This is a genomic window from Nocardioides sp. Z22_16 (assembly GCF_058134365.1).
In genome coordinates this window covers 809,131-834,412 of record NZ_JBYTTI010000001.1, presented here as the reverse complement: position 1 = coordinate 834,412, position 25,282 = coordinate 809,131, and the positions used below count along the sequence as shown (strand labels likewise).

The 25,282-nt window shown below is 72.2% G+C and carries 27 protein-coding genes and 1 tRNA gene; 12 read left to right on the top strand and 16 right to left on the bottom strand.

What is annotated here, in order from left to right; translation table 11 throughout:
• Nucleotides 1-7 precede the first annotated feature (7 nt).
• Nucleotides 8-1,891 carry an acyl-CoA dehydrogenase gene (locus AC3X7R_RS04030; RefSeq protein WP_489964271.1) on the bottom strand — a complete coding sequence of 628 codons (1,884 nt, stop codon included), beginning with the start codon at nt 1,889-1,891 and terminating at the stop codon, nt 8-10.
• A 229-nt stretch (nt 1,892-2,120) separates the two neighbouring features.
• On the opposite strand from AC3X7R_RS04030, the gene AC3X7R_RS04025 reads away from it, so the two are divergent.
• On the top strand, nt 2,121-2,579 hold the full coding sequence (locus tag AC3X7R_RS04025; protein ID WP_489964270.1) for an RrF2 family transcriptional regulator: 459 nt from the start codon (nt 2,121-2,123) through the stop codon (nt 2,577-2,579).
• Between the two features lie 10 nt (nt 2,580-2,589).
• Here the strand turns inward: AC3X7R_RS04025 and AC3X7R_RS04020 are convergent, their stop codons facing one another.
• The 3 genes from AC3X7R_RS04020 to AC3X7R_RS04010 form a co-directional block, all read right to left on the bottom strand.
• Entirely contained in the window at nt 2,590-3,234 is a 645-nt protein-coding gene (locus AC3X7R_RS04020; RefSeq protein WP_489964269.1) for a DUF2461 domain-containing protein, read from the bottom strand.
• Nucleotides 3,234-3,309: transfer RNA gene (locus AC3X7R_RS04015), tRNA-Gly, on the bottom strand. The genes AC3X7R_RS04020 and AC3X7R_RS04015 overlap by 1 nt, the downstream gene beginning before the upstream one ends.
• A 39-nt stretch (nt 3,310-3,348) precedes the next feature.
• Entirely contained in the window at nt 3,349-4,110 is a 762-nt protein-coding gene (locus AC3X7R_RS04010; protein ID WP_489964268.1) for an SGNH/GDSL hydrolase family protein, read from the bottom strand.
• Between the two features lie 51 nt (nt 4,111-4,161).
• Between AC3X7R_RS04010 and dcd the strand changes: the two genes are divergently transcribed.
• The 7 genes from dcd (at nt 4,162) to AC3X7R_RS03975 (ending at nt 10,848) form a co-directional block, all read left to right on the top strand.
• Nucleotides 4,162-4,737, top strand: coding sequence for a dCTP deaminase (dcd, locus tag AC3X7R_RS04005; RefSeq protein WP_489964267.1), 576 nt, complete (start codon nt 4,162-4,164; stop codon nt 4,735-4,737).
• A gap of 106 nt (nt 4,738-4,843) precedes the next feature.
• The gene (locus tag AC3X7R_RS04000; protein ID WP_489964266.1) at nt 4,844-5,884 is read left to right on the top strand and encodes an iron-siderophore ABC transporter substrate-binding protein; all 1,041 of its coding nucleotides are present in this window, start codon (nt 4,844-4,846) and stop codon (nt 5,882-5,884) included.
• Nucleotides 5,881-6,918: a FecCD family ABC transporter permease gene (locus AC3X7R_RS03995; protein ID WP_489964265.1), complete on the top strand. Its 1,038-nt coding sequence runs from the start codon at nt 5,881-5,883 to the stop codon at nt 6,916-6,918. The genes AC3X7R_RS04000 and AC3X7R_RS03995 overlap by 4 nt, the downstream gene beginning before the upstream one ends.
• The gene (locus AC3X7R_RS03990; protein ID WP_489964264.1) at nt 6,915-7,979 is read left to right on the top strand and encodes a FecCD family ABC transporter permease; all 1,065 of its coding nucleotides are present in this window, start codon (nt 6,915-6,917) and stop codon (nt 7,977-7,979) included. The genes AC3X7R_RS03995 and AC3X7R_RS03990 overlap by 4 nt, the downstream gene beginning before the upstream one ends.
• 5 nt (nt 7,980-7,984) lie before the next feature.
• Nucleotides 7,985-8,812 carry an ABC transporter ATP-binding protein gene (locus tag AC3X7R_RS03985; protein ID WP_489964308.1) on the top strand — a complete coding sequence of 276 codons (828 nt, stop codon included), beginning with the start codon at nt 7,985-7,987 and terminating at the stop codon, nt 8,810-8,812.
• Nucleotides 8,813-8,834: 22 nt separating this feature from the next.
• Entirely contained in the window at nt 8,835-9,785 is a 951-nt protein-coding gene (locus AC3X7R_RS03980) for a siderophore-interacting protein (protein WP_489964263.1), read from the top strand.
• Between the two features lie 55 nt (nt 9,786-9,840).
• The gene (locus AC3X7R_RS03975) at nt 9,841-10,848 is read left to right on the top strand and encodes a glycosyltransferase family 2 protein (RefSeq protein WP_489964262.1); all 1,008 of its coding nucleotides are present in this window, start codon (nt 9,841-9,843) and stop codon (nt 10,846-10,848) included.
• On the opposite strand, the gene AC3X7R_RS03970 is transcribed toward AC3X7R_RS03975, so the two are convergent.
• The 6 genes from AC3X7R_RS03970 to AC3X7R_RS03945 form a co-directional block, all read right to left on the bottom strand.
• Nucleotides 10,752-11,513, bottom strand: a complete 762-nt coding sequence (locus AC3X7R_RS03970; RefSeq protein WP_489964261.1) for a class I SAM-dependent methyltransferase — start codon at nt 11,511-11,513, stop codon at nt 10,752-10,754. The two genes, AC3X7R_RS03975 and AC3X7R_RS03970, sit on opposite strands and share 97 nt — an antisense overlap.
• A gap of 67 nt (nt 11,514-11,580) precedes the next feature.
• Nucleotides 11,581-11,925: a TraR/DksA family transcriptional regulator gene (locus tag AC3X7R_RS03965; RefSeq protein ID WP_489964260.1), complete on the bottom strand. Its 345-nt coding sequence runs from the start codon at nt 11,923-11,925 to the stop codon at nt 11,581-11,583.
• A gap of 32 nt (nt 11,926-11,957) precedes the next feature.
• The gene (locus tag AC3X7R_RS03960; protein WP_489964259.1) at nt 11,958-12,104 is read right to left on the bottom strand and encodes a hypothetical protein; all 147 of its coding nucleotides are present in this window, start codon (nt 12,102-12,104) and stop codon (nt 11,958-11,960) included.
• Between the two features lie 10 nt (nt 12,105-12,114).
• On the bottom strand, nt 12,115-12,954 hold the full coding sequence (locus AC3X7R_RS03955; RefSeq protein WP_489964258.1) for a DUF4097 family beta strand repeat-containing protein: 840 nt from the start codon (nt 12,952-12,954) through the stop codon (nt 12,115-12,117).
• Nucleotides 12,955-13,044: 90 nt separating this feature from the next.
• Nucleotides 13,045-13,596, bottom strand: coding sequence for a toxin-antitoxin system HicB family antitoxin (locus AC3X7R_RS03950; protein ID WP_489964257.1), 552 nt, complete (start codon nt 13,594-13,596; stop codon nt 13,045-13,047).
• Nucleotides 13,597-13,735: 139 nt separating this feature from the next.
• Nucleotides 13,736-17,068: a heterodisulfide reductase-related iron-sulfur binding cluster gene (locus tag AC3X7R_RS03945; RefSeq protein ID WP_489964256.1), complete on the bottom strand. Its 3,333-nt coding sequence runs from the start codon at nt 17,066-17,068 to the stop codon at nt 13,736-13,738.
• A 141-nt stretch (nt 17,069-17,209) separates the two neighbouring features.
• On the opposite strand from AC3X7R_RS03945, the gene AC3X7R_RS03940 reads away from it, so the two are divergent.
• A complete protein-coding gene (locus AC3X7R_RS03940) occupies nt 17,210-17,377 on the top strand; it encodes a hypothetical protein (RefSeq protein WP_489964255.1) in 168 nt (55 codons plus the stop codon).
• 89 nt (nt 17,378-17,466) lie between these two features.
• Nucleotides 17,467-18,048 carry a hypothetical protein gene (locus AC3X7R_RS03935; protein WP_489964254.1) on the top strand — a complete coding sequence of 194 codons (582 nt, stop codon included), beginning with the start codon at nt 17,467-17,469 and terminating at the stop codon, nt 18,046-18,048.
• A gap of 277 nt (nt 18,049-18,325) precedes the next feature.
• Here AC3X7R_RS03935 and AC3X7R_RS03930 read toward each other — a convergent pair whose 3' ends face one another.
• Entirely contained in the window at nt 18,326-19,057 is a 732-nt protein-coding gene (locus tag AC3X7R_RS03930; protein ID WP_489964253.1) for a LamG-like jellyroll fold domain-containing protein, read from the bottom strand.
• Between the two features lie 48 nt (nt 19,058-19,105).
• Here AC3X7R_RS03930 and AC3X7R_RS03925 point away from each other — a divergent pair, with 48 nt between their 5' ends.
• Nucleotides 19,106-19,546 (top strand): hypothetical protein, encoded by a 441-nt coding sequence (locus AC3X7R_RS03925; protein WP_489964252.1) that lies wholly within the window; start codon nt 19,106-19,108, stop codon nt 19,544-19,546.
• On the opposite strand, the gene AC3X7R_RS03920 is transcribed toward AC3X7R_RS03925, so the two are convergent.
• Genes AC3X7R_RS03920 through AC3X7R_RS03910 form a run of 3 tightly spaced genes read right to left on the bottom strand, consistent with a single transcriptional unit; the run spans nt 19,458 to nt 22,300 of the window.
• Nucleotides 19,458-20,084 (bottom strand): TetR family transcriptional regulator, encoded by a 627-nt coding sequence (locus AC3X7R_RS03920; protein WP_489964251.1) that lies wholly within the window; start codon nt 20,082-20,084, stop codon nt 19,458-19,460. The genes AC3X7R_RS03925 and AC3X7R_RS03920 overlap by 89 nt on opposite strands.
• Nucleotides 20,081-21,364, bottom strand: coding sequence for a methyltransferase (locus AC3X7R_RS03915; RefSeq protein ID WP_489964250.1), 1,284 nt, complete (start codon nt 21,362-21,364; stop codon nt 20,081-20,083). Before AC3X7R_RS03915 ends, AC3X7R_RS03920 begins: the two co-directional genes overlap by 4 nt.
• A gap of 3 nt (nt 21,365-21,367) precedes the next feature.
• Entirely contained in the window at nt 21,368-22,300 is a 933-nt protein-coding gene (locus AC3X7R_RS03910; RefSeq protein WP_489964249.1) for a hypothetical protein, read from the bottom strand.
• A gap of 194 nt (nt 22,301-22,494) precedes the next feature.
• Between AC3X7R_RS03910 and AC3X7R_RS03905 the strand changes: the two genes are divergently transcribed.
• Nucleotides 22,495-24,228: a GDSL-type esterase/lipase family protein gene (locus tag AC3X7R_RS03905; RefSeq protein WP_489964248.1), complete on the top strand. Its 1,734-nt coding sequence runs from the start codon at nt 22,495-22,497 to the stop codon at nt 24,226-24,228.
• A gap of 15 nt (nt 24,229-24,243) precedes the next feature.
• Here the strand turns inward: AC3X7R_RS03905 and AC3X7R_RS03900 are convergent, their stop codons facing one another.
• Both AC3X7R_RS03900 and AC3X7R_RS03895 read right to left on the bottom strand, forming a co-directional pair.
• Complete coding sequence (locus AC3X7R_RS03900) at nt 24,244-24,696, bottom strand: hypothetical protein (protein WP_489964247.1); 453 nt, start codon at nt 24,694-24,696, stop codon at nt 24,244-24,246.
• 160 nt (nt 24,697-24,856) lie between these two features.
• Complete coding sequence (locus AC3X7R_RS03895) at nt 24,857-25,000, bottom strand: hypothetical protein (RefSeq protein ID WP_181309788.1); 144 nt, start codon at nt 24,998-25,000, stop codon at nt 24,857-24,859.
• Nucleotides 25,001-25,282 lie beyond the last annotated feature (282 nt).

Genomic DNA, 25,282 nt, shown 5'->3' with positions numbered 1-25,282 from the left:
GCAGCGATCAGAAGGCGGCCTCGTCGAGGTCCATCAGCGAGAGGTCGATCGACTCGGCGATGGCACGCTCGGCGGTGAGGCGGGGCAGGTTGGTGGTGGCGAAGAACCGGGCCGCCGCGACCTTGCCCTCGTAGAACGCCTTGTCCTTGACCGAGACCTCGCCGTTGAGCTTGCCCAGGGCGACCTCGGCCTGACGCAGCAGCAGCCAGGCGCAGACGACGTCGCCGAGCACCATCAGCAGGCGGGTGGTGTTGAGGCCCACCTTGTAGATGTTGCGCAGGTCGCCGCCCTCGGCGGAGGCGTCGGCCGACATCAGGTCGTTGATCATGTGGCCGACCAGGGCGTTGGCGTCCTCGAGCGCCTTGGCGAGCAGCTCGCGCTCGACCTTGAGCTGCCCGTTGCCGGCCTCGGACTTGATGAAGCCCTCGATCTCGCCGGCCAGGTGGCCCAGGGCGCGGCCCTGGTCCTTGACGATCTTGCGGAAGAAGAAGTCCTGGCCCTGGATCGCGGTGGTGCCCTCGTAGAGGGTGTCGATCTTGGCGTCGCGGACGTACTGCTCCAGCGGGTACTCCTGGAGGAAGCCCGAGCCGCCGAAGGTCTGCAGCGACTCGGTGCCCAGCAGCACCCAGGAGCGCTCCGAGCCGTAGCCCTTGACGATGGGGAGCAGCAGGTCGTTGACCGCCTCGGCCAGCTTGTCGTGCTCGCCCTCGTGCTCGGCGATCATCACCTTGTCCTGCCAGGTGGCGGTGTAGATCACCAGGGCGCGCATCGCCTCGGCGAAGGACTTCTGCACCATCAGCGAGCGGCGGACGTCGGGGTGGTGGGTGATCGTGACGCGGGGGGCGGTCTTGTCGGCCGACTGGGTGAGGTCGGCGCCCTGGATCCGCTCCTTGGCGTACTCCAGCGCGTTGAGGTAGCCGGTGGAGAGGGTGGCGATCGCCTTGGTGCCGACCATCATCCGGGCGTTCTCGATGACGTCGAACATCTGCGCGATGCCGTTGTGGACCTCGCCCACCAGCCAGCCCTTGGCGGGCTCGCCGCCGCCGACCTGCGGGTCGCCGAAGGTGAGCTCGCAGGTGTTGGAGACCTTGATGCCCATCTTGTGCTCGACGTTGGTGACGTAGACGCCGTTGCGCTCGCCGGTCAGCTCACCGGTCTCGTGGTCGAAGTGGTGCTCGGGCATCCAGAAGAGCGAGAGGCCCTTGGTGCCCGGGCCGCCGGCGCCCTCGACGCCCTCGGGGCGGGCCAGCACCAGGTGCATGACGTTCTCGGTCATGTCGTTGGTGGCGGAGGTGATGAAGCGCTTCACGCCGGTGACGTTCCACGAGCCGTCCTCGTTGGGGGTGGCCTTCGCCCGGCCGGCGCCCACGTCGGAGCCCGCGTCGGGCTCGGTCAGCACCATGGTGCAGCCCCACTCGCGCTCGACCATGATCTGGGCGACGCGCTGGTCGCGCTCCACGCCGTTGGCGTTGTTGTAGAGCACGCCGGCGAACGGGGCGCCGGCGGCATACATGTGGACCGGGGCGTTGGCGCCGAGCACCATCTCGCCGATCGCCCAGTTGAGGCTGGACGGCGCGGGGGTGCCGCCGAGCTCCTCACGGATCTGCAGGCGCCAGAACTCGGCGTCCATCCAGGCGCGGTAGCTCTTCTTGAACGACTCCGGCAGCGGCGCGGTGTGCGTCTGCGGGTCGAAGACCGGGGGGTTGCGGTCGCTGTCCTCATAGGAGGCGGCGAGGTCCTCGCGCGCCAGACGGTCGACCTCTGCCAGCACCTCGCGGGCGGTCTCGACGTCGACCTCGGCGAAGGGGCCCTGGCCGAGGATCTCGCCTCGACCGAACACCTCGAAGAGGTTGAACTCGATGTCGCGCAGGTTGCTCTTGTAGTGGCTCACTGACCCACCCTTATCCGGTCTCATGGGGTGACCGGGCCTCGAGGTCCGGTCCTTGTTCGTAGCGACTGTGGACACACGGTCCTACCAGTCAGTAACTTATTGTGCCCCGGCTCGGGGCCGGTCGCAAGCCGTTCGGTGGTGATCTTTGCAACGAGGCGCAATCGTCCGTTCAGGACCGCGGATGCACGCTGCCACCCCGGCCGGCGGCGCAGTCTGCCAAAATGGCTCCATGCGCGTCTCCGCCAAGTCCGACTACGCCCTTCGGGCCCTCATCGAGATGGCGGCGCGCGCCGACGCCAAACCGGTCAGCGCCGAGGAGCTCGGCAAGTCCCAGGACATCCCCCACGGGTTCCTCCAAGCGATCCTCGCCGACCTCCGGAAGGGGGGCGTGGTGGTCTCCCAGCGTGGCCAGTCCGGCGGGTGGCGCCTGGCTCGCGACCCCGGCGAGGTCTCGGTCGCCGACGTGATCCGGGCCGTCGACGGCCCGCTCGTCTCCGTCTACGGGCTGCGCCCCGAGGCGGTCTCCTACAACGCCTCGGCCGAGGTGCTCCAGCACGTCTGGATCGCCGCCCGCAGCTCGTTGCGCGAGGTCTTCGAGCAGGTCTCCATCGCCCAGCTCGCCGCTCGCGAGCTGCCGGAGGCCGTCACCTCGCGCACCGGCGACGAGGACGCCTGGCAGCCGCACTGAGCGACTCTGCTCAGGCGCCGCGGGCCGCGTCGGCGATCCACTCCACGAGCGGGCGCAGCTCGCGCCAGTCCGCACGGACCCGGTCGACCAGCCCGGGGCCCAGCGCGTCGGCCTCGAAGCCGTAGGGCCGCCCCACGAAGAGCTGCTTGTGCCGCAGCAGCTCGATCCTCGGGTGGTCGGCGGGGTAGCCGCGCGGGGAGGTCTTGAGCCGGTCGCCGCCGATCTCCCAGCCGCCTTCGGCGTAGTGCTCGAGCAGGCGGGCGAGGGCGGCGCCCGAGGTCTTCCGGGCCATCGCCTCCCGGATCGCCGCCAGCCGCGGGCCGGAGGCGTCGTAGAAGCCGGCGCCGACCCGGGTGCCCCGCGGGGAGAGCTCGACGTACCACCCGGTGGCCTCGCCGGCCGCGACGAAGGCTCCCTGGTGGGTCTTGTACGGCGTCTTGTCCTTGCTGAAGCGGACGTCGCGGTAGGGGCGGAAGACCTTGGGGGCGCCGAACTCCGGCTCGAGGGCGGCGACCAGCGCCTCCATCGGGCGGCGGACCGCCTCGGCGTAGACCTGCTTGTGGGCCTCCCAGAAGGCCCGCGTGTTGTCGACCTCGAGATCGTCGTAGAAGTCGAGTGCCGCGACCGGGAAGCCGGTGAACTCCGTGGAATCCATGGAGCGGACGACGAGATTCGAACTCGCGACATCGACCTTGGGAAGGTCGCGCTCTACCAGCTGAGCTACGTCCGCATGCCGGCCGCGGTGGTGCTGCGCCGACGCTGGTGGATGCTACCGGATCCGGTCGAGCGTCGGGTGCTTGGGCCGCACTCCGTCGCCCGACGAGCGCCCGGTGACCCGCCGGTGCACCCAGGGTCCGAGGAACTCGCGGGTCCAACGGACGTTCTCGCGCAGCTGCTCGCGCCGCCCGCGCAGCGGCACCGCCGCCACCTCCAGGGGCTCCAGCGGGTGCTCCACGCCCAGCGCGTCGAGCACCTGGAGTGCCATGTAGTGGTGCCCGGCGGCGTTGAGGTGCATCCGGTCGTCGTCCATGTGGGCGACCAGGTCGACGTCGCGCATGCGCCACATGTCCACCACGGTGGCCCCGTGGGCGTCGGCGATCTCCCGGGCCCACTCGTTGAAGAGCGCGAACCGGCCGCGCACCGCGGAGTAGATGCTGCCCCGTCCGGGGTCGAGGAGGGTGAACATCACCACCCGGGCGCCGGTGGCCGACAGTCGGCCGATGGCGTCGTCGTACTCCGCGGCGAGGGCGTCGAGGTCGACCTTGGGCCGCAGCACGTCGTTGCCGCCGCCGTGGATCGTCACCAGGTCGGGCTGGAGGGCGAGGGCCGGCTCGAGCTGCTCGGCCAGGATCGCGGGGAGCTTGCGCCCCCGGATCGCGAGGTTGGCGTAGCCGAAGTCGTCGGTCTCGGCCGCCAGGTGCTCCGCGACCCGGTCCGCCCACCCGCGCAGGCCGTTGGGCCGGGTGGGGTCGGGGTCGCCCACCCCCTCGGTGAAGGAGTCCCCGAGCGCGACGTAACGATGGAAGGCCATGGCTGCATTCTTCGTCATCGGCTCAAGCGGCTCCGACGGTAGGGTGCGTCCGTGCTGCTCTCCGACCGCGACATCCTCGCCGAGATCGACGCCGGCCGCATCGGCCTCACCCCCTGGGACGAGGAGATGCTCCAGCCCTCCAGCGTCGACATCCGGCTGGACCGCTTCTTCCGGGTCTTCGAGAACCACCGCTACCCGCACATCGACCCCGCGGCCGACCAGAGCGACCTGACCCGGATGGTCGAGCCGGAGGGGGACGAGCCGTTCATCCTGCACCCCGGCGAGTTCGTCCTGGGGTCGACGTACGAGGTCTGCTCGCTGCCCGACGACGTGGCGGCGCGGGTGGAGGGCAAGTCGTCGCTGGGCCGGCTCGGGCTGCTAACCCACGCGACCGCGGGGTTCGTCGACCCCGGCTTCTCCGGGCACGTGACCCTGGAGCTGGCCAACGTGGCGACCCTGCCGATCAAGCTCTACCCGGGGATGAAGATCGGGCAGCTCTGCTTCTTCCGGCTCTCCTCGCCCGCCGCGCATCCCTACGGGTCGGAGAAGTACGGGTCGCGCTACCAGGGCCAGCGGGGACCCACCCCGTCGAAGTCCTTCGCGCGGTTCCACCGCACCCAGATCTGAGGCCCTGCTCCGACCTGGGAAGGTGACGGAAGTCACCCGGACTGGCGCTGGGGCGCGCCCAGGGCTACCTTGGGAAAGGTAAGGCTTCCCTAACCCAAGGATCTCCATGCGACGCACCACCGTCAGGCTCGCCACGGCCCTCGCCGGCCTGGGCCTCCTCACCGCCTGCAGCACCGGCTCCACCGACACCGCGGAGGAGGCGACCCCGGAGGCCGTGTCGTCCGCCGACCCCGACGCCTTCCCCGTCACCATCGAGCACGCCTTCGGCGAGACCACCATCGAGGAGGAGCCCACCCGGGTCGCCACCCTCGGCTGGACCGACCAGGACAACGCCCTGGCCCTCGGCGTGGTCCCCGTCGGTGCCACCAAGCTCAGCTGGGGCGGCAACGACGAGGGCTCCTCGGACTGGTTCGACGCCGAGCTGGCCGAGGTGGGCGGCGAGGCACCGGTGCGGTACGACGACTCCGACGGCATCCCGGTCCAGGAGGTCGCCAAGACGGCGCCCGACCTGATCCTGGCGACCAACTCGGGGATCACTGAGGCGGAGTACAAGAAGCTCAGCAAGATCGCGCCGGTCGTCGCCTACCCCGAGGCCCCGTTTGTCACCCCGTGGGAGACCCAGCTGGAGCTGGCCGGTCAGGCCCTGGGCCGCGCCGAGCTGGCCGCCGACGTCGTCGAGGAGACCAACAGCACGATCGAGGAGACCAAGGCGGAGTACCCCGACCTGCAGGGCACCTCGTTCGTCTTCGCCTACTTCACCCCGACCAGGCTCGCGTCCGTCGACCTCTACGGCAACCAGGACCCGCGAGTCGCCATCCTGGAGCGCTTCGGCCTCGTCACCGCCGACATCGTCGAGTCGTCGGTCGAGGAGGGCCAGTTCTACGGCACCGTCTCCGCGGAGCGGGCCGAGACCATCCACTCCGACCTGCTGCTCACCTACGTGGAGACCGAGGACGAGCTCGAGACCTACCGCAAGGACAAGCTGCTCGGGCGGATCCCCGCCCTCGCGGCCGGCAACGTCTACGGCGAGATCGACAAGCACATCGGTCTCTCCATCACCAACCCGACGCCGCTCTCGATCCCCTTCATCGTCGAGAACTACCTGCCGAAGGTCGCCGAGGTCGCCGCGGGAGCCAACGGCTCGTGACCCTGCTCCAGGCCCCGGGCACCGACCAGCTCACCACGGCTGGTCGGACCCGGGGCCGCGCCTCGACCGCTGCCCGCTTCGGCGTGGCAGCGGTCGTGGCGTTGCTCCTCGCCGGCATCGCCTCGCTCTTCATCGGCTCCCGCCCGCTCTCGCCCGCGGTGCTCCTCGACGGCGACGACCCGCTCCGCCCGATCTTCGAGGCCCGCCTGGCCCGCACGCTCCTCGGCGCGGCCGTCGGCGCTGCCCTCGGGCTGGCCGGCGCCCTGATGCAGGGCCTGACCCGCAACCCGCTGGCCGATCCCGGGATCCTGGGCATCAACGCCGGCGCGTCACTGGCGATGGTGCTCGGCATCTCCCTCCTGGGCATCAACGCCCTCCAGATCTACATCTGGTTCGCCTTCGCGGGCGCGGCCGTCGCCGCGCTGCTGGTGCACGGGATCGCGTCGCTGGGCGGCGGTGGCGCCACGCCGGTCAAGCTGGCGGTCGCCGGAGCCGCGGTGACCGCTGCGGCGACCAGCTGGAGCACCGCCGTGCTCATGATCGACCGGGAGACTCTGGAGTCCTACCGCTTCTGGCAGGTCGGCGACGTGAGCGGACGTGGCCTGGGGGTGCTGCTCACCGGGCTGCCCTTCCTCCTGGTCGGCGCGGTGCTGGCCGTCCTCGGGGCCCGTCTGCTCGACGCCCTCGTCCTGGGCGACGACACCGCGCGTGCCCTGGGTCGGCGGGCCGGCCTGGACCGTGCGGTGGTGGGCCTGGCGATCGTCCTGCTCGCCGGCGCCGCGACCGCCCTCGCCGGTCCCATCGCCTTCGTCGGCCTGGTCGTCCCGCACGCGGTCCGCGCCGTGGTGGGCCCCGCGCACACCCGGCTCCTGCCGCTGGCCGCCCTGGTCGGCGCGACGCTGGTGGTGCTGGCCGACACGGTCGGCCGGGTCGTGCTCCCGCCTGCCGAGGTCCAGGTCGGGATCATGGCGGCGGCCGTGGGCGTGCCCTTCTTCCTCGTCCTGGTGCGCCGCGGTCGGATGGGGGCGCTGTGAGCGGCTCGCTCCTGCTCGAGGAGCACCTCGGCGGCACCGCGGAGGACAGGGTGGGCGTGGTGCGTCGCGCGCGCCGGAGCCCCCGCCGTCGTCGCCGCCTCGTGCTCGCCGGACTCTTCGTCCTCCTCTTCGCCGTCTTCGCCGCCCGTGTCCTGCTGGGGGACTTCACCTTCACCGTCCCGGACTTCTTCCGGATCCTCTTCGGTGCCGAGATCCCCGGCGCGTCGTTCATCCTGATGGAGTCCAAGCTCCCGAGGGCGGTGCTCGGGGTGCTGGTCGGCGTCGCGTTCGGCGTGGCCGGGGCGATCTTCCAGGCGACCCTGCGCAACCCGCTCGCGAGCCCCGACGTCATCGGGGTCTCGCTGGGCGCGAGCGCCTTCGCCGTGGTCGCGATCGTGCTCCTCGGCATGGAGGGCGCGGCGGTCTCACTGGCCGCCATCCTCGGCGCCATCGCCGCCGCCGTGCTGGTCCGGCTGGTCGCCGGGCCGGGCGGCACCCACCACCTGGTGCTGGCCGGCATCGGCATGGCCGCCGCGCTGCTCTCGGTGGTCCACTACGTCTTCACCCGCGCGGACGTCTGGGACACCCAGCTGGTGCTGCGCTGGCTCACCGGCAGCGTCGGCTCCGCGGACTGGCCGACCATCCGGCTGCTCGCCCTGGCGCTGCTGGTGCTCCTCCCCGCCGTCGCGTGGGCGACCCGCGCGCTGCCGCTGCTCGAGCTGGGCGAGGAGACCGCCACCGGGCTGGGCGTCGGGGCGCACCGCTCCGACGTGGTGCTGATGCTGGCCGTCCTGCTGACCGCGGTGGGGGTGGCCGCAGCGGGACCCATCTCCTTCGTCGCCTTCCTGGCCGGGCCGATCGCGCGGCTGCTGCTGGGCGGGCGCACCACCCTGGTCGGCTCCGCCCTGGTGGGCGCCGTCATCGTGGTGGGGGCCGACTACGTGGCCGACTACCTGCTGGCCGACATCAACTTCCCCACCGGCGTCGTCACCGGCGCCTTGGGGGCCCCGTTCCTGCTCTGGCTGCTCGCCAGCGGCCGCACCGGAAGGAGAGTCGCGTGACCCTCATCCACGAACGTCCGGAGGTCACCGTGGAGCAGAGCGGCACGTCGCGCCTCGTCGCTGACCACGTCAGCCTCGGCTACGGGGACCGCCCCGTGGTGCAGGACCTCTCCCTGGCGGTGCCCGACCACCAGGTGAGCGTGATCGTCGGCGCCAACGCCTGCGGCAAGTCCACGCTGCTGCGCGGCATGGCCCGCCTGCTTCGTCCCACCGGCGGCAGCGTGCTGCTGGACGGCGAGGCGATCCACCGCCTGCCGTCGCGCCAGGTGGCGCGCACCCTGGGCCTGCTGCCGCAGAGCGCCGTGGCCCCCGAGGGGCTCACCGTCACCGACCTCGTCTCCCGGGGCCGCCACCCGCACGGCGGCCTGCTGCGCCGCTGGAGCCGGGAGGACGACGAGGCGGTGGCCGACGCGCTCGCGCTGACCGGCACCCTCGAGCTGGCCGAGCGCAACGTGGACGAGCTCTCCGGCGGCCAGCGGCAGCGCGTCTGGGTGGCGATGGCCCTGGCCCAGCGCACCGACCTGCTGCTGCTCGACGAGCCCACCACCTACCTCGACCTCGCCCACCAGGTCGAGCTGCTCGACGTGCTGCGCGACCTCAACGCCTCCCGCGGGACGACCATCGTGATGGTGCTCCACGAGCTCGCGATGGCGTCGCGCTACGCCGACCACCTGGTCGCCATGCAGGCCGGGCAGGTCGTCGCCGCCGGTCCGCCGTCCCAGGTGGTCACCCCCGAGGTGGTGCGCCGCGTCTTCGACCTCGAGTGCCGGGTCATCGACGACCCGGTCTCCCACACCCCGCTGGTGGTCCCGATGGGCCGCCACCACCACTGACCGCGACCCCGAACGGACCGCCATGACTGTCACCACCGCTCCCGACCTCCCCCTGGTGCTCGGCGTCCTCGAGGTGGTCGACGTGCACCGCCTCTCGCCGACGTTCGTCCGGATCGAGCTGGGAGGCGACTGCCTCGTCGACTTCGGCACCGACGGCCCACTCCTCGACCAGCGCTTCAAGCTGGTCTTCCCCAACGCCGCCGGCGAGCTGCCGGACCTCTCCGGGGCCGACCAGTCGTGGTTCGCCACCTGGCTCGACATCCCCGCCGAGGAGCGCGGGCACATGCGCACCTACACGATCCGCGAGGTCCGCGGCAGCGGGCTCGACACCCGCCTGGTCGTCGACGTGGTCCTGCACGTGGGCGACGGCGAGCACGGCCCGGGCTCCGACTGGGCCGCCCAGGCCAAGCCTGGCGACCGGCTGGTCACCCTCGCGCCGCGGCGAGGGCTGCCCTTCGGCGGGGTCGAGTTCGTCCCCGGGGCGGCCACCGAGCTGCTGCTGGTGGGCGACGAGACGGCCGTCCCGGCGGTGGCCGGGATCCTGCGCGACCTGCCGTCCGACGCCCGCGGGGCGGCCTTCCTCGAGGTGCCGGTCGAGGGCGACTTCCTGCCCGACGTGATCGCGCCCGCGGGGGTCGAGCTGACCTGGATCGCGCGTGAGGAGTCGACGCCCGGGGAGCGGCTGCACGCCGCGGTCGTCGAGCACCTCGGCGTCCGTGGGGTCTCGGCCGCGGCCCCGGTCGTCGAGCCCGACGAGATCGACCCCGACCTGTGGGAGACCCCGAGCTACTCCTCGTCCGGTGAGGAGGTCGCCGCCGACCCGCTGCCGCACGAGGGTCTCTACGCCTGGATCGCGGGCGAGTCGGGGATGGTCACCGGGCTCCGCCGCCACCTGGTCAGGGGGCTCGGCGTCGACCGGCGGCAGGTCGCCTTCATGGGCTACTGGCGCCGTGGCGTCGCCATGCGCTCCTGACCCTTTCTCCCGCTTTCGCCGCGCCGGGAGCCCGTGCGCTCCTACTATCGAAAGCGTGTCCCAGTCCCTGAGCATCGTCGTGCCGATGTACAACGAGGAGGCGGTGCTGCCGCTCCTCGTGGACCGGTTGCGCCCGGTGCTGGACGGGCTCCACGTGGACTACGAGGTGGTCGCCGTCGACGACGGCAGTACCGACCTGACACCGGCGCTGCTGGCGCGGCTCCGGCGCGAGTGGCCTCAGTTGCGCGTGCTGGCGCTGCGGATGAACGCCGGCCACCAGGCGGCGCTCTCCGCCGGGTTGGCAGCAGCCCGCGGTGACCGGGTCATCTCCATCGACGCCGACCTGCAGGATCCGCCGGAGGTCATCCCCCTGATGCTGGCCGCGGCCGACGAGCACGACGCCGACGTGGTCTACGGGGTGCGCAACGACCGCTCCAGCGACAGCTGGTTCAAGCGCTCGACCGCGGGAGTCTTCTACTGGTTGATCTCCAGGATGACCAAGGGCAGCGCGCAGCCCCAGTCGGGTGACTTCCGGCTGATGTCCCGGGCCCTCGTGGACGCCGTCGTCCGGCTGCCCGAGCAGGGCCGGGTCATCCGCTTCGCCGTGCCCGCGCTCGGCTTCCCCTCGACCGTGGTGGAGTACCGGCGCGAGCGGCGGGGTGCCGGCAAGGCCAAGTACGGGCTCTTCGACATGGTGCACCTGTCGCTCGACTCGATCACGGGGGTCTCCGCCGCGCCCCTGCGGGTGGCCACCTACGTCGGCTTCGTCGGTGGAATGCTGGCGCTGGCGGCGGGAGCCGCCTCGGTGGGTGCGCACCTGGCCGACCGCACCCTGCCCGGGTGGACCTCGACGGTGGCGATCGTCTCGGGGTTCAGCGCCCTTCAGCTGATCAGCCTGGGCATTCTCGGCGAGTACATCGGCCGCACCTACCAGTACCTGCAGAACCGCCCGATGTACGTCGTCGCCTACGACTCCGCCGAGGAGCCCACCGTGCGCGCCGCGACGAAGATCGAGGACCCGAACGGCAGGTCCCACCGCCCCAGCGCCCTCTCGTCCAGCTGACTGAGGCGCAGGAAGAGGCGCTCCAGCGGCTGGGGGATGCTCGGCACCGGCGCCACGTCCGCGGCGCCTCCCGGGCGGTCACGGCGGAACCGCTCCGCGACGCGCGCGGTGAGCCGCTGCGCGGCGAAGGCGGGGAAGACGGAGGTGAAGGCATGCGTGGCTCTGACCACCTCCATCCCGGCGGCCTCGACTGCGGAGGTGGCCCGGGTCCGGGTGTAGCGGCGATGGTGGCCGTTGTTGACGTCGAAGTCGGACCACGCCCAGGTGTAGGCCGGCACCGACATGAGGAAGAGGCCCTCCGGGCGGAGCACCCGACGCACCTCCCGGAGGGCGGCTGCCTCGTCGGCGCAGTGCTCGATCACGTCGAAGGCGCTCACCACGTCGAAGGTCGCGTCCGGGAAGGGCAGGTGGGGCAGCATCGCGCAGACGCCGCCGTGGCTGAGGCCACGGATGTCGGGGTCCACCGGGACGACGGTGCCGTCCCGGCCGGTCCAGTAGGCCGAGGGGCCGTCGGCGCTGCCGATGTCGAGGACCGTGCCGGCCCCCGCCTCGGGGAGCCAGGGGTCGAAGACGGTGCGGAGAAGATCGGCGCGCGCCCGGTACCACCACATGTCCGGCTGGTGCAGGGACGGCGATCCTCCCTGGGCTGGCATGGAGGCAGACATGCTCACGAGGGTATGGCTGTTCCGGCGGGGAGACGCGGCGACTCCCCGGCGACTCCCCGGCGCTCTCTCAGGGCTTCGGGCAGGCGACGCAGGTGAGCGCGGTCGGCCGGGCCGCGAGCCGTTCGTCGGGGATCTGCCGACCGCAGGCGCGGCAGGTGCCGTAGTCGCCGCGCTCGAGACGCTCCAGGGCGTCGTCCACCTCGACGAGCCGGCGGCGGGTCTGTGCCACGAGGGCGTCGACCTGGGAGCGCTCGAAGGCGATCGTGGCGCCCTCCGGGTCGTGCTCGTCGTCGGCGTTGGTGTCCTGCGAGGCCGCGACGATGGCATCGAAGTCCTCGGTCAGGCTGGCCAGCCGGCGCACCGCGCTGGCCCGCTCGGCGGCGAGCAGGGCGCGGGCTTCTTCGGGGCTCATGGGCTCCAGTGTGGCGGGGGCGCGCAGGGGGCTCAGCCGTCGAGCCGGTCGGCGAGGTGACGCAGCTGCTGGGCGAGCCGGGTCCGGCGCCGCACGACGGGGGGACGCGGGTGCTGCGGCGTCCGCCCGCGGATCCGGTTGCGGACGATGAGCTCGATGTCGGCGGGGGTGTAGTCCATGGTCTTCTCCTCAGAGCTGGGTGAGGACGATGTCCCCCGAGACGGTCTTGGCGCGCACCTCGACGTGCTCCTGGCCCTCGGCCGGCTCACCGGCCGGAGCGAGGTCGGAGCGGATGGCCCCCGACAGGGTGGTGATGTCGGTCCACACGGGGGTGCCGCCCGGTATCCCGAGGAGGACGTCGCCGGAGGCGCCGCGGACGCCGACACGGCCGCACAGCACCTTGGAGAGCCGCACGTCGCCGCTGCCGGTCGACATGGTGAGGTCGGCGCCGGCCCCGGCCTCGGTGACGTGGAGGTCGCCCGAGCCGGTCTTGACGGCGAGCTCGGCCTCGACCGTCTGCACCGTGACGTCGCCCGATCCGGTCGAGACGCTCGCCGGGGCGCCGACGTAGCCGAGGAAGATGTCGCCGGAGCCGCTCTTGACCTGCAGCTCGCCGGCGACGACGTCGATCTTGATCGCGCCGGAACCGGTCTCGAGCAGCGCCTGCCCCGCCAGCCGGTCGACGTTCACGTCTCCTGAGGCGCTCTTGACGGCGAGGGTGACCAGCGAGCCGGATACCTTCGTCCGGGCGCTGCCGCTGCGCACCACCGCATCGCTGCCGGGGGGCAGTGCCACCGTGACGTGGAGCGGCTGCTCGCCCGAGGAGCCGAAGCCGAAGCGCGGGCGGGGCGCCACGATGGAGATGCGTCCGCCGTCCTGGTTCACCTCGACCAGCTCGGCCTGCGGTCCCTCGATCTCGACGAGGGTCTCGTCCTGGGTGCGGGAGCCGGTGGCATCGAGGGTGATGCTGCCTCGGCCGACCTCGACGCGCAGCTGGACCGGCTCGGGGGTGGGGAGTCGATGGAACATGGGTACCTCCGGGTGTGCTCGTCCGCGGCGCCGGCGGGGCCGGCTCCGTGAGGGGTGGGGGAGTGAGTGGAGAGTGGGGTGGGTGCCGGGTCAGATCCAGCCGGTCATGCGCTTGCTGCCGCGGCCTCCGCGTCCGGGGCGCCCGAAGGGGTCCACGCCGCCGAGGAACGGGATGCTCGACAGGTCGATGTCGATGTTGACGGCGTTCTCGTCGGTCGCTCGGCGCACCAGGTTGACCAGCCAGGTGTTGAGGCTGTGCCCGGACTGTGCGGCCATCTCCTCCGCCTTCACCTTCACCGACTCGGGGAGCCGGAGCGTGACGCGGGCGAGCCCCTCGTCGGGGTCCTCGGGGGAGGGCGGCGGTGCAGAAGGCCGCGGGGGGACGGTGCCGCCCGCCGGAGGCGCGAGCTCGACCACGAAGTCGAGCTCGCGGCCGTTGAGCCGGACGTCGACGCTGCCCGACGGCATCTCGGTGGTGATCTCCGCGGCCGCCTGGCTGATGGCCTCCATCAGGGCGAGACGGGCGGCGGGCTCCAGGGCGAAGGCGAGCCGCTCGGCCGCGGAGCGGAGCTCGTCCCCGCCGGCTTCCGCAGCGGACGTCAGGTCCCGGCGGAGATGGTCGACGAACGGCGTGATGTCCATGCGCATCACTATGACGTCATTGTGACGTCAAGGTCAAGAGCTTTGATGTCAGAGATGACAGCACCGGCGTTGATGCTCGGGAAAAGGAACAGCCGCAACCGCGCGGGGCGGTTGCGGCTGTTCGGGGCCGGGATGCGACTCAGAGGTCGAAGAGCGAGCCCGACCCGTGGATGTCGACATCCGTCTTCGGCTGGTGTGCCTCGTCGTTCGACGGCTGCGGCTTCTTCTCTGGGGCGGGTGCCTCGGCCGGCTCGTCGGTCGGCTCTTCTGCCGGCTCGGCCGACGCAGGCGCCTGCTCAGGCTCCGCGACCGTGTCGGCGGACGACGCGGCGGCGGTGGCCTCCTGGCTCAGGGCTGCCCCGTCCGGCGCCGGGGGCGCCGTCGTGGCCTCGGGCTCGGGCTCGGGCTCGGGCTGTGCCTCGGGCTCGGCCTCGACCTCGACCTCCGGCTCGGGTGCCTTCGGCTCCGCCGCAGCGGCGGGCTCCGGCGCGACGATGTCGAAGAGCGAGCCGCCCTCGGGGATCGACTGTGTCGGTGCCGGCGCTGCCTTGGGCGCTGCCTCGGGCTCCGGCTTCGGCTCGGACTTGGCCCCGGGCTCTGCCTTGACCTCGGGCTCCGCCGGGGCGGTGGGCTCGGGGGTGGCGATGTCGAAGAGCGAGCCGCCCGCGGGGATCGACTGGGTCGGGGCGGGCGCTGCCTTGGCCTCGGGCGATGCCTTCGGCTCCGCCGTGGGCTCGGGCTCCGCCTTGGCGTCGGGCTCTGCCGTCGGCTCCGCCTTGGCGGGGGCCTTGGCGGGGGCCTTGGCGGGTGCCTCGGCAGGGGCGGCCAGGTCGAAGAGCGACCCACCCGAGCTCAGGTCGGCGGCGGGCTTCGCGGGGGCGGCCTTCGCCTCCGGCTGCTCGGGCTGCTCGGGCTCGGGCTTCTTCTCCACCTTCGCCTCGGCCGGGGCCGGGGTCTCGGAACCGAGGTCGAAGAGCGAACCGCCGCCGAGGTCGGACTTGGTCTCCGTCTTGGCCTCGGTCTTCTGCTCGGCCGGGGCCGGGGCCGGGGTGTCGAAGAGCGAGCCGCCGGACTCCTGCTTGGCGGCGGGCTCGGATGCCGGGGTGTCGAAGAGCGAGGAGCCGCCGCTGGCCTTCGCGTTGGGGCCGACGTCCGCGGTCTCGGTGACGGTCTCCTCAGTCTGGGTGACGTCCCCGACCTCGGGCTCGTCCTTAGTCGCGACGTCCGCGGTCGCCGTACCGGTCCCGGCGCTGGCACCCACCGCGGCCGCCTTCTTCGACGAGCCGGGGGCGGCCTTGGTCGCCTGCTCGCCCTTGACCGAGGCCAGCAGCATCTGCGCGACGTCGAGGACCTCGACCTCCTCGCGGGCGTTCCCCTTGGCCTGCTCCGAGGTCAGACCGTCGGCCAGCATCACCCGGCAGAAGGGGCAGCCGACGGCGATCTGGTCGGCACCGGTGGCCACGGCCTCCTGGGTGCGGTTGACGTTGATCCGCTCCCCGAGGTTCTCCTCCATCCACATACGGGCACCGCCGGCGCCGCAGCAGAAGGAGCGCTCGTTGCTCCGCTCCATCTCGACGTACTCGGCGCCGGGCAGGATCTGCAGCAGCTCGCGCGGCGGCTCGTAGACCTTGTTGTGGCGGCCGAGGTAGCAGGGGTCGTGGTAGGTGATGGAGCGCTTCGCGGCGCCCGCGCCCTCCTTGACCGGGGTGAGCTTGCCGTCGCGCACCAGGCGGTTGAGCAGCTGCGTGTGGTGGACGACCTCGAGCTCGACGCCGAAGTCCTTGTACTCGTTCTTCAGGGTGTTGAAGCAGTGCGCGCAGGTCGAGACGACCTTCTTGACCTTGTACTCCTTGAAGGTCTCCGCGTTCTGCTGCGCGAGCCCCTGGAAGACGAACTCGTTGCCCGCGCGGCGGGCCGGGTCGCCGCTGCAGGTCTCGCCGTTGCCGAGGACGCCGAAGCTCACCCCGGCGATGTCGAGCAGCTCGGCGACCGCGCGGGTGGTCTTCTTGGCGCGGTCCTCGTAGGCGCCGGCGCAGCCGACCCAGAAGAGCCAGTCGACCTCGTCGAGGGACTCGATCGTCTCGCCCACGACCTTGACGTCGAAGGGGAGGTCCTTGGCCCAGTCCATGCGCGCGTTGGGCGACATGTTCCAGGGGTTGCCCTTGTTCTCCAGGCCCTTGAAGAGCTGGTTGAGCTCGGAGGGGAAGTTCGACTCCACCAGCAGCTGGTAGCGGCGCATGTCCATGATGTGGTCGACGTGCTCGATGTCGACTGGGCACTGCTGCACGCAGGCGCCGCACGAGGTGCACGACCAGAGCACGTCCTCGTCGATGACGAAGTCGCCGTCGGCGGGGTTGTAGAAGTAGTCCAGGACGTCGGTCCCGGCGCCGGCGCTCTCGCCCTTCGAGCCGCTGCCCACCAGGGCCCGCTCCGCGTGCGACTCGGTGCCCTCGACCTTGGCGTAGGCGTGGTCGCGCAGGCCCATGATCAGCAGCTTGGGGGAGAGGGGCTTCTCGGTGTTCCAGGCGGGGCACTGCGACTGGCAGCGGCCGCACTCGGTGCAGGTGGTGAAGTCGAGGATGCCCTTCCAGGAGAAGTCCTCGAGCTTGCCCACCCCGAGGACGGACTCCTCGTCGAGGTCGTCGATGTCGTCGAGGGTGATCGCCTTGCCGTTGGACATCAGCGGCTTCATGGCGCCCAGCGCGGTGCTGCCGTCGTCCTCGCGCTTGAACCAGATGTTGACCCAGGCGGTGAAGCGGTGCCAGGCCACGCCCATGGTGATGTTGCGCGCGATCACCATCAGCCAGACCATGGCGAGCGCGATCTTGAACATCGCGATGATGAAGATGATGTTGTGGAGCGTGGCCTCGGAATCGGTCCGGTAGAGCAGGTCGCCGAGCCACGAGGAGATCGGGAAGTGCGACCGGCCGCCGGCCTCCTCGAGCTTGTACTCGGCGCCGCGGACGAAGAGGATCGCCGACCCCTCGAAGAGGGCCAGGAACTCCACGAAGTAGGCCTGCCACATGGTGGAGCCGAAGAACCGGCTCCTGCGGCCCTCGGAGCGCGGGTGGTGCTTCTGCCGGTAGACGATGAGCGCCACCACGCCGAGGGTGCTGAGCAGGCCGATGAGCTCGCTGAACCACTCGTAGGGGTAGAAGTGGCCGATGATCGGCCAGACGAACTCGGGGTCGAAGAGCTGGAAGTACGCCTGCGCCACGGCGGTGCTGAGGAAGAGGAACGCCGCGAAGACGAACCAGTGCAGGACACCGATCCACGTCCACTGCAGCATGCGCGTGTGGAGGAACGTCTCCTTCAGCATGGTGACCGTGCGGCCGACGGGGTTGCCGCTGCGGCCCGGCGCGGGCTGGCCGGTGCGGATGACGCCGAGCATCTTCCTGATCGCGGGGACCAGCATGGCGATGGCCACGGCGGTCAGGGCGAACGAGACGACGATCGCGATGGTCTGCAACATGGAAGGATGGCTCCTCTAGGTGTCAGCACGCACCGTCCTGCGACGACGCGTCAGGGCGGAGCCTATGTCGTGGCCGTGCACGAGTCAGCACTGTCCCGTGCAGCGAGGCTGCCGCCCAGTAACTTCACGGAAGGGTTCACGGTGTACTTCGACAGCCAGCCGTGCCGCGTCTGCGGCGCCGAGGTGCGCCTGCGCGCGCACCGCTCCCGCAACGAGAAGGACCCGGACGGCACCATCGACGACCGGGTCTGCACCAACGACGACTGCGAGACCCGCGGGCGGACCGGCGGAGACGCGCCGCGCCCCTGAGGAGCCCGCGGACGTTGAGGACCGGGGGCCGGGCATGGGAGGGTCGGACACTGACGAACACGCCCATGTTTACGGTCCGAGGAGGATCCATGTCCGAGCAGTATCCGTCCGATCCGAACGCGCAGCAGCCCGATCCGCAGTACCCGCAGTACCCGCAGTACCCCGGGTCGCCCGCGGGGCAGGGTCCCGGCCAGGCGGCCCCGCAGCAGCCGAGCAGCATCGCCACCGCGGTGAAGCTGATGTACGCCGGGGCGGGGTTGAGCCTGCTGTCGCTGATCCTCGGCCTGGCCACCCTCGGCGGTCTCAAGGACGACATCGAGGAGTCGTTGCGTGAGACCGACCCCAACGCGACCCAGAGCACGATCGACGCGGCCTACACGGTCTCGCTCGCGTTCATCTTCCTGGTCGGGCTGGTGGGTGTCGCGCTCTGGCTGTGGATGGCCTGGAAGAACGGGCAGGGCAGGTCCTGGGCCAGGATCACCGCCACCGTCCTGGCGGTGCTCAACGTGCTCTTCACGCTGGCCAGCCTCTCCCAGCCGGGCACCTCGGGGATCGGCCTGATCCTCAACCTGCTCACGGTGGTGCTCGCGGTCGTCATCGTGGTCTTCCTCTGGAAGTCGGAGTCGAGCCGCTACTACGAGGCGGTCACCCGGAGCCGGATGCTCCACTGATCCCGATGACGCCCCCGCGGCCCCGCCGAGGGCGCTGGCCGCGGTGGTGTCGCTCGGGGCGGGGTCCGACCGGTTCCACGGCGGAGCCGGGGCCGACGTCGGCCCCGGAGTCGACCTGGTCTCCTGGCTGGTGGACAACGCCGCCGGCCGGACGCTGCGCGACGGGGTGCTCGTCCTGGCTGCTCGGCGGTCCCGGCCGGGACCGCGTGTTCGGACGGCAGGGCGTCGACCTGTGCCGGGCGGAGCAGGAGTCTGGCTGCGAGCGCTGACGGCCGGGTCAGCGGAGGATGCGGATGAAGACGTCGTCCATCCGGCCACGGAACTGGTCGGGGTCGCTGGTGCCGACGGCCTTGCCGCCGATCCAGACCGGTGCCGCGTTGGCGACGTTGCCCGTCTCGAGCGCGACCTGGGCCACCACGGCGCCGTCGACGAGCAGGGCCACCACGCTGCCCGCGCGCTGGCAGGCGAGCGCGTGCCAGGCGCCGTCGGCGACCGAGGCCTGCCCGAGCACGGTGGCGCGCCCGCCCGAGCCGTTGACCACGCAGCTGGGGATCCCGTCGTCGACCTGGAGCTTGTACTGGCCGCCGACCTCGTCGTACCAGCCCTTCTGCACCACGTTCATGGAGCCGGCCGCCTGGCGGGCGGTCAGCCGCACCGAGGCGCCGAAGACGAGGGTGTCCTGGCGGGGGTCGAGGGAGTTGCGGTCCGGGACCTCGATGATGGCGCGGCCGCAGCTCAGGCACGGGAAGCGCATGGCCCGCCCGGTCACGCCCGTGGCGCGCTTGATCCGGGCGCTGCCGTCGGTCACCGCCGTGCCGGAGGCCCGTCGGGGGCTGCCGAGCACGGGGTCGCCGTGGCCCAGCGCGGGCCCCTGGTCGAAGGAGAACGACAGTCGGGTGCCGTCGCCGGCCGCCGTGGAAGGAGCGGCGGAGGCGGGTGAGAGCCCGCCGGCCAGCAGGGCCGCGGCGGAGAGGAGGACGCCGAGGGCGACGGGCAGGCGGGAGGTCATGCGCCCATGATGGCTGCTGTTGTCGGTGTCCTGCGCAAGGATCACGGGATGAGCACGATGACCAGACCCCCGCACTCGGTGCTCCTCGTCGTCGGGCGTGAGGAGTTCTCCCCGCCCACCACGTTCGGCGGGGCCACCTGCGTGGCGACGGCCGACTGCGTCGCCGTGGCCGTGGTCGATGTGACCACCTCCCCGACCCGGGTGGCCCTCTCCCCGGCGCCGGCGCCCGGCCTGACCAGGCTGGGGGAGTTCCGGATCGAGACCGAGGGGCTGGTCGCGGTCCGTGACGTGCTGGGGCGCGAGTACGACGTGATGGGCGTGGCGCCGGGGCTCGCGGTGGTCACGATCTGGGGCAGCACCGAGGAGGAGCCGCGGGACGTCGCCGTCCAGGTCCGCGAGGTCAGCGCTGGGCACGACCGAGGAGCCGCCGGACCAGGGGCGCCGGCAGCAGCCGAGCCGCCCGGTCGACCAGCGTCGCCACCCCGCTGAGCGACGGCAGGGTGGAGCCGAGCGGCTGGCCCGGCACGGCGTCGAGTGTGATCATCCCGATCGACGCCGCGGCCAGGGCGTCGGTGAACGAGTCGACGTCCAGGGAGTCCTCGAGCCTCCGCGCGAGGAGGATCCGGCGGACCGTCTCCGACAGGGCGGTCCGCCACTTCTGCAGCAGCTCGCCGAGGAGTCGCGCCATCGCCTCGTCGGTGTGCGAGGCGGCGATCACGTGGGCGAGCAGGGAGGCGGTGCCGTCCGCCCGGCTGTTCTCGGCGAGTCGGACGCCGACGCCGTGCAGGTCGGCGAAGGTGGTGGCCTGCTCGAGCTCGGCGACGTAGCCGGCGACCATCCGGGCGGTGGCCTCCTCGAAGGCCTCGCGGAGCAGCCCGTCGAGGCCGTCGAAGTGGTAGAAGACGAGCGCCTGGTTGACCTCCGCCTCGGCGGCGACGGCCCTGGCGGTCACCGCACGGACCCCCTCCCGGGAGACCAGCCGGACGGCCGCGTCCATCAGCTTCTGCCGGGTCTGCGCGCTGCTCACGCCGTGCTCCTCTGCTCCTGGGACGGGACCACCTCGCGGGGCCCCAGCCCGCAGGCGTCGGCGGCAGTCTGCACCACCCAGGTGACCGCGGGGAGCCGGATCAGCCACCCGAGCCAGGCACGGCCGAGACCGGCGTGCTCCAGGGCCCGGGCGAAGGCAGCCACCCCGCGGTCGACCGTACCGGGTCCGACCCACCGCATCCGGGTCAGGCGGATCCCGGCCTCCTCTGCGGCTCGCACGGTGAGGCCGTGCGGCTCCATGGCGACGATCGCCTCCCCGGTGCTCCGGCAGATCCCGCACTCCCGGCTCACCCACAGGTCGCAGCCGACGGGCACGTAGGGGGTGCGTCGGGGCAGCCAGGCGCGCACCGTGCGGCGGTAGTCGGCGTACCCGGGCCAGTCGCGCATCGTCGCCGCCTCGTGGCGGCCGGCGACCGTCACCGAGAAGGTGCCGGCGCAGAGCGCGGCGAGGAGCAGGTGCGGCGAACCGGCGGCGAGGGAGAGCAGCAGCAGGATCCCGGTGACGCCCAGCTGCATCGGGTTGGTGACGTAGGCGTAGGGACCGGTGGTGACCAGCCGGTCCGGCGGGTCCCACGGGTATGGCGTGCCACGGCCGACGCGGGCCAGCTCGGCGACTGCGGCAAGCACCGGGACGCCGAGCAGCACCGCCGTGGCCAGCAGGGCGGTGCGGACCGGGAGCGGGTGGGCCACCACGGCCTCCCAGCTGCCGCCGTCGCGCCGGAAGGCGAGGGTGGGCACGAGCCAGAGGCAGGCGCCGGCGACGGTGAGTCCCTGGAGCGTCACCCGGAGCCAGAGATGGGAGCGCTGCTGCATGGTGCGGCCCAGCACCAGCGCCGGCGCCAGCACTCCGGCGAGGAGCAACAGCTCGCCCGCCCACCAGCGGGGACCGAGGACGACCAGGGGCTCCAGCCGCGGCATCACCAGCACGTCCACCCAGGCCAGGGCGCCCCACCAGAGCAGCAGCCGGCCGCCGGCGAGCACGGGCAGCGCGCCCCAGGCCAGCGCCCACCCGAGGCTGGTCTCCAGGGGCATCCCCAGCAGGTCCGTCGGGCCCGCGGCGAACGTCCACAGCCCCGTGGCCTGCTCGACCGCGAGGATCCCCACCCAGGCGAGCAGCGCGGCCAGAGCGGCGTACGGGACGTCGTGGCGCCGCCTTCGCAGCACCCCTGCGTGGCGCAGCGCCACCACGAGCCCCAGCCCCACCAGCGGGACCACGAGCGTCAGGTTGCGCAGCACGTCCGTGCCGGGGTCGGGGGCCACGACTCAGTCCAGCGCGTTGAGGAACGCCTGGGCGCCGGCGCCCATGAAGAGGTCGGTGATCGGGCCGAACCAGAAGCTGGGGTCGAGCTTGCGCGTGTAGTCCACCTGCAGCGTGGCGTGGCACCCGTCGCCGGCCTGCCCCCAGGTCAGCGAGCCGGTCCGCAGGGTGACCCAGCGGGTGGTGCGGGCGGTGTCCTCGGTGACGTCGAAGGAGAGTCGGCCGCGCTCGCCGGTGGTGACCTCGCTGGCCGTCACCCGGGTGGCGATCGTGCCGGCTGGCATCGTGAGCTCCCAGGTGTCACCCACCGCCAGGCCGCCACCGTCGGCGGCGACGGGGGTGGGGTACTGCGCGAGCCGGAGCAGCAGGCCCCGGTCGTCGTCGGGGTCGATCCGGGGGCCGCGGGCCAGCGCCGACTCGAACTCCGCGCAGGTCGGCGCCACCGTGGCGGTGGCCGACGAGCTCTGGTCGGGGTTGACCCGCAGGCCCGGGACGACTCCCTCGAGCGCGAGCACGGCGAGCAGCGGCAGCACGCCGAGGTGCTTGGTGAAGGCGCCCCGGGCCGCGGAGACCACTCCGAAGACCAGGAAGACCACGCCGTAGACCAGAGGTGCGACGATCAGCACGCAGAGCGCTCCCTCGTGAAGCAGTGCCGAGGCCAGCAGCAGCAGGACGGTGGTGATCTGGAAGGCGGTGGCGGCGCCGCTGCGGCTGGTGTCGATCCACCCGACGGCGAGGGCCAGGGCACACGGGATGCCGACGAAGAGCAGCGCCGAGTCGAGGCGTCCGGTGGCCGCGGAGATGACCACGCCGAGGACGGCGAAGACGAGGACGAGCGCGAGCATGCCTGCCCGCGCTGCCCAGTGGGTACGCGGAGGCGGGTCCGGCGGCCCGGGTTCCGGGGCGGGGAACGGCTCCAGCGGCGGGATCTTCGACATGTTTTGAGCATATGCTCAAAACGTCCGTCACGGCCAGGGTCGCGGGCTGGACCGGTCTGGACCACCTTTTGAGATCTGTGGCGCCCCTCACGTACGTTGCTGCCGCCGACGTGACAGTCGGCGCCGGGGTGTCACATCCCCGGGTCCGCAGCTCTCGGGAAGGTCCTCCTTTGCCACGCCTCTGCACCTCCGTGGTGCTCACCCTCATCGGATCGCTGGCCGCCGTGCTGGCCGGCTCGACCCCGGCCCAGGCCGCGGTGCCGACGCGTCCGTTCGACCACTACGTCGCCCTCGGCGACTCCTTCACCGCAGGTCCGCTCATCCCGCCGACCTCGCTGATCCCCTGCGCCCGCTCCACCCGCAACTACCCGCGGATCCTGGCCGACCGGCTCGGCCTGGAGCTCACCGACGTCTCCTGCTCCTCGGCGCGCACCGAGCACATGGCCGCACCCCAGGAGGGGATCCTGGGCACCGCCCCGCCGCAGTTCGACGCGCTGCGCCCCGACACCGACCTGGTGACACTGGGCATCGGCGGCAACGACGGCGGCCTCTTCGGCACCCTGATCGACCGCTGCCCGGAGGTCGCGCCCAGCGACCCGGACGGCTCGCCGTGCCGCGACGAGTTCACTCAGGGCGGGGTCGACCTGATGGCCGCCAAGATCGTGCAGACCAAGAAGGACGTCCTCGGCGTCCTCGACGGGATCCGCGAGCGCTCGCCCTACGCCACCGTCGCCGTGGTCGGCTACCTGCGCCTGATGCCCGAGAGCGGCTCCTGCACCAACGGTGCGGTCCCGATGACCAGCCAGGACATGGTCTGGGCCGACGGGCTCCAGCGGCGGCTCAACGAGGCCCTCGCCGAGGCCGCCGCGGAGCACGGCGTCCTCTACGTCGACACGTACGGGCCCTCCCGGGGTCACGACGCCTGCGCCGGCGAGGACGCCTGGGTGCAGGGCCGGTGGATCGACGTGCTCAAGGCGATGGAGTACCACCCCTTCGCCTCGGGCATGGAGGCCAGCGCCAAGCTCGCCTACGAGACCCTGATGGGCCGCGACCTGGCGCGCGGCACGCAGGTCCAGGCGTCGGGGACAGAGCACGGCTTCGCGCCGTCGTACGCCGTCGACCACGACACCTCGACCCGGTGGGCCAGCGGTGAGCGGGCCGACGGGGCCTGGCTCCAGGTCGACCTGGGCGAGCCCCGGTGGGTCGACCGTGCGGTCCTCAACTGGGAGAAGGCCTACGCCACGGCCTACCGCCTCGACGTCTCCGACGACGGCTCCCGGTGGCGCACCGTCTGGTCGACGATCAACGGCGACGGCGGGCACGACACCGCCTCCTTCGCCCCGACCCGGGCGCGGTACGTGCGGATGACTGCGGAGCGGCGGGCCACCGGCTACGGGGTCTCCCTCTTCGACTTCGAGCTCTACGGTCCTGGCCAGCCGCCGCCGGCCGACCCCGTCCCCGCCCCCGCCCCCACCCCGGGCGGGGAGGCGGCCCCGGTCCGGGAGGTGCCGGCAGAGGGGGCGCCGGGCAGCGTCTCCGAAGTTCCGGCGGGCGGACCCCGGCTCTCCCACGCCACGGTGCTGCGCAGCCAGCGGCCCGACCGGATCCGGGTGAGGCTCGCCGACGGGGCCACGACCGTGGTCCGGCTCGCCGGTGTGCGGCAGCCCCGAGCGGCGTGCCGTCCGGCGGCCCGGAAGGCCGCCCGGAGTCAGCTGCGCCGCGGCACCGAGGTCGTCCTGGTGCGCGATCGCCGGACGCGCGGCACCGGCCACTACGTCCGGGTCACGGGCAAGGACCTGGGCCTCCGGATGGTCCGCACCGGGTACCTGCGGGTGGCCAAGGGGGCCTTCGAGCGCCGGTCCGCCTACGTGAAGGCGCAGCGGGCCGCACGGTCCCGGGCTGCAGGCTCGTGGGGCGCCTGCCGCTGACCCGCCCTCGCTGCCTCAGACGCGGGGGTCCCCGCCGGGGGTCTCGTCGCGGCGGCCGTCCTCGTAGCCCTTCTCGTACTCGTCGACGGTGCCGTCCGACTGGGCGTCGGCGCGAGCGGAGCCGTCGGGGTCGAGACGGTCCGCCTCGCGGATACGGTCCTCGTGGCGGGCCGCCTGCTGCTGGTAGCCCACCTGCGCCTCCTGGGCCCGCTCCTCGGCCTGCTGCGCCTCGCGGCGGAGCTTCTCGGCCCGGACCTCCTCCTCCTTCGCCCGCAGCTCCGCGTCGGGCAGCACCGCGGCGTCGCGGTCGGCCTCCTGCCGGAGCTCGGCGGCGCGCTGGGTGCGTTCGGCCTGCTCGGCCTGCGCGCGCTCGTGCTTCTTCTTGTTCATCAACCAGGCGGCGAGGGCGAGGAGCGCCAGCACGACCACGATGGCGACGACGAGCCAGACGATCTCTTCATTGTCCATGCCCCGGCAGTACCCAGCGCGCACACCCGACATGTGGTGCGCGCCGCACTCCGCTGACGGGCTGATTGCGACCGGGCATGGAAAGACCGAGGCCCCCGCGGCGTACGCGGGGGCCTCGGGCCATCACACCGTGCGAGGCACGGTCACAGTGAGAGTCCTGCTACCAGACCCGTCGGGCGTTGCCGCCGATCGGGACGAAGTTCAGGATCAGGCCGACGACCAGGAGAATGGCGCCGATCGTGGTCAGGATGCTGATGTTGGCAACGAGGCCGACGATGAGCAGAATCAGGCCGAGAACGACCATTTCTGTTCCTCCTTGGTTAAGAGCGTCCGGGTTACGGCCGCAGGTGAACGCCTAGTACCCGGCGGTACGGAGGCCAAACGTGCCAATCTCCGGGGGTTTCGAGGAGGGGGCCGGCGCCCCGCCTGAGCAGCCCGGGCAAGTACCTACCTTTAGGTAGTTTCCGCCCGACCCCGTTGACGTGGGGCCGACTTTGGTGCCACTTTCATCCAAGGAGCTCGTCAGGAAACGTGCAGACGTCTGGGAGGTCGTCGGCACTGCCGCAGCTAGCTACTGATCGATGCT

What these genes read in the sequence shown, in the direction of transcription:
- AC3X7R_RS04025 (WP_489964270.1), top strand. Translation starts at nt 2,121, where the DNA reads ATGCGCGTCTCCGCCAAGTCCGACTACGCCCTTCGGGCCCTCATCGAG.
- AC3X7R_RS04020 (WP_489964269.1), bottom strand. Translation starts at nt 3,234, where the DNA reads ATGGATTCCACGGAGTTCACCGGCTTCCCGGTCGCGGCACTCGACTTC.
- AC3X7R_RS04010 (WP_489964268.1), bottom strand. Translation starts at nt 4,110, where the DNA reads ATGGCCTTCCATCGTTACGTCGCGCTCGGGGACTCCTTCACCGAGGGG.
- AC3X7R_RS04000 (WP_489964266.1), top strand. Translation starts at nt 4,844, where the DNA reads ATGCGACGCACCACCGTCAGGCTCGCCACGGCCCTCGCCGGCCTGGGC.
- AC3X7R_RS03980 (WP_489964263.1), top strand. Translation starts at nt 8,835, where the DNA reads ATGACTGTCACCACCGCTCCCGACCTCCCCCTGGTGCTCGGCGTCCTC.
- AC3X7R_RS03970 (WP_489964261.1), bottom strand. Translation starts at nt 11,513, where the DNA reads ATGTCTGCCTCCATGCCAGCCCAGGGAGGATCGCCGTCCCTGCACCAG.
- AC3X7R_RS03965 (WP_489964260.1), bottom strand. Translation starts at nt 11,925, where the DNA reads ATGAGCCCCGAAGAAGCCCGCGCCCTGCTCGCCGCCGAGCGGGCCAGC.
- AC3X7R_RS03960 (WP_489964259.1), bottom strand. Translation starts at nt 12,104, where the DNA reads ATGGACTACACCCCCGCCGACATCGAGCTCATCGTCCGCAACCGGATC.
- AC3X7R_RS03955 (WP_489964258.1), bottom strand. Translation starts at nt 12,954, where the DNA reads ATGTTCCATCGACTCCCCACCCCCGAGCCGGTCCAGCTGCGCGTCGAG.
- AC3X7R_RS03950 (WP_489964257.1), bottom strand. Translation starts at nt 13,596, where the DNA reads ATGGACATCACGCCGTTCGTCGACCATCTCCGCCGGGACCTGACGTCC.
- AC3X7R_RS03945 (WP_489964256.1), bottom strand. Translation starts at nt 17,068, where the DNA reads ATGTTGCAGACCATCGCGATCGTCGTCTCGTTCGCCCTGACCGCCGTG.
- AC3X7R_RS03935 (WP_489964254.1), top strand. Translation starts at nt 17,467, where the DNA reads ATGTCCGAGCAGTATCCGTCCGATCCGAACGCGCAGCAGCCCGATCCG.
- AC3X7R_RS03930 (WP_489964253.1), bottom strand. Translation starts at nt 19,057, where the DNA reads ATGACCTCCCGCCTGCCCGTCGCCCTCGGCGTCCTCCTCTCCGCCGCG.
- AC3X7R_RS03925 (WP_489964252.1), top strand. Translation starts at nt 19,106, where the DNA reads ATGAGCACGATGACCAGACCCCCGCACTCGGTGCTCCTCGTCGTCGGG.
- AC3X7R_RS03910 (WP_489964249.1), bottom strand. Translation starts at nt 22,300, where the DNA reads ATGTCGAAGATCCCGCCGCTGGAGCCGTTCCCCGCCCCGGAACCCGGG.
- AC3X7R_RS03900 (WP_489964247.1), bottom strand. Translation starts at nt 24,696, where the DNA reads ATGGACAATGAAGAGATCGTCTGGCTCGTCGTCGCCATCGTGGTCGTG.
- AC3X7R_RS03895 (WP_181309788.1), bottom strand. Translation starts at nt 25,000, where the DNA reads ATGGTCGTTCTCGGCCTGATTCTGCTCATCGTCGGCCTCGTTGCCAAC.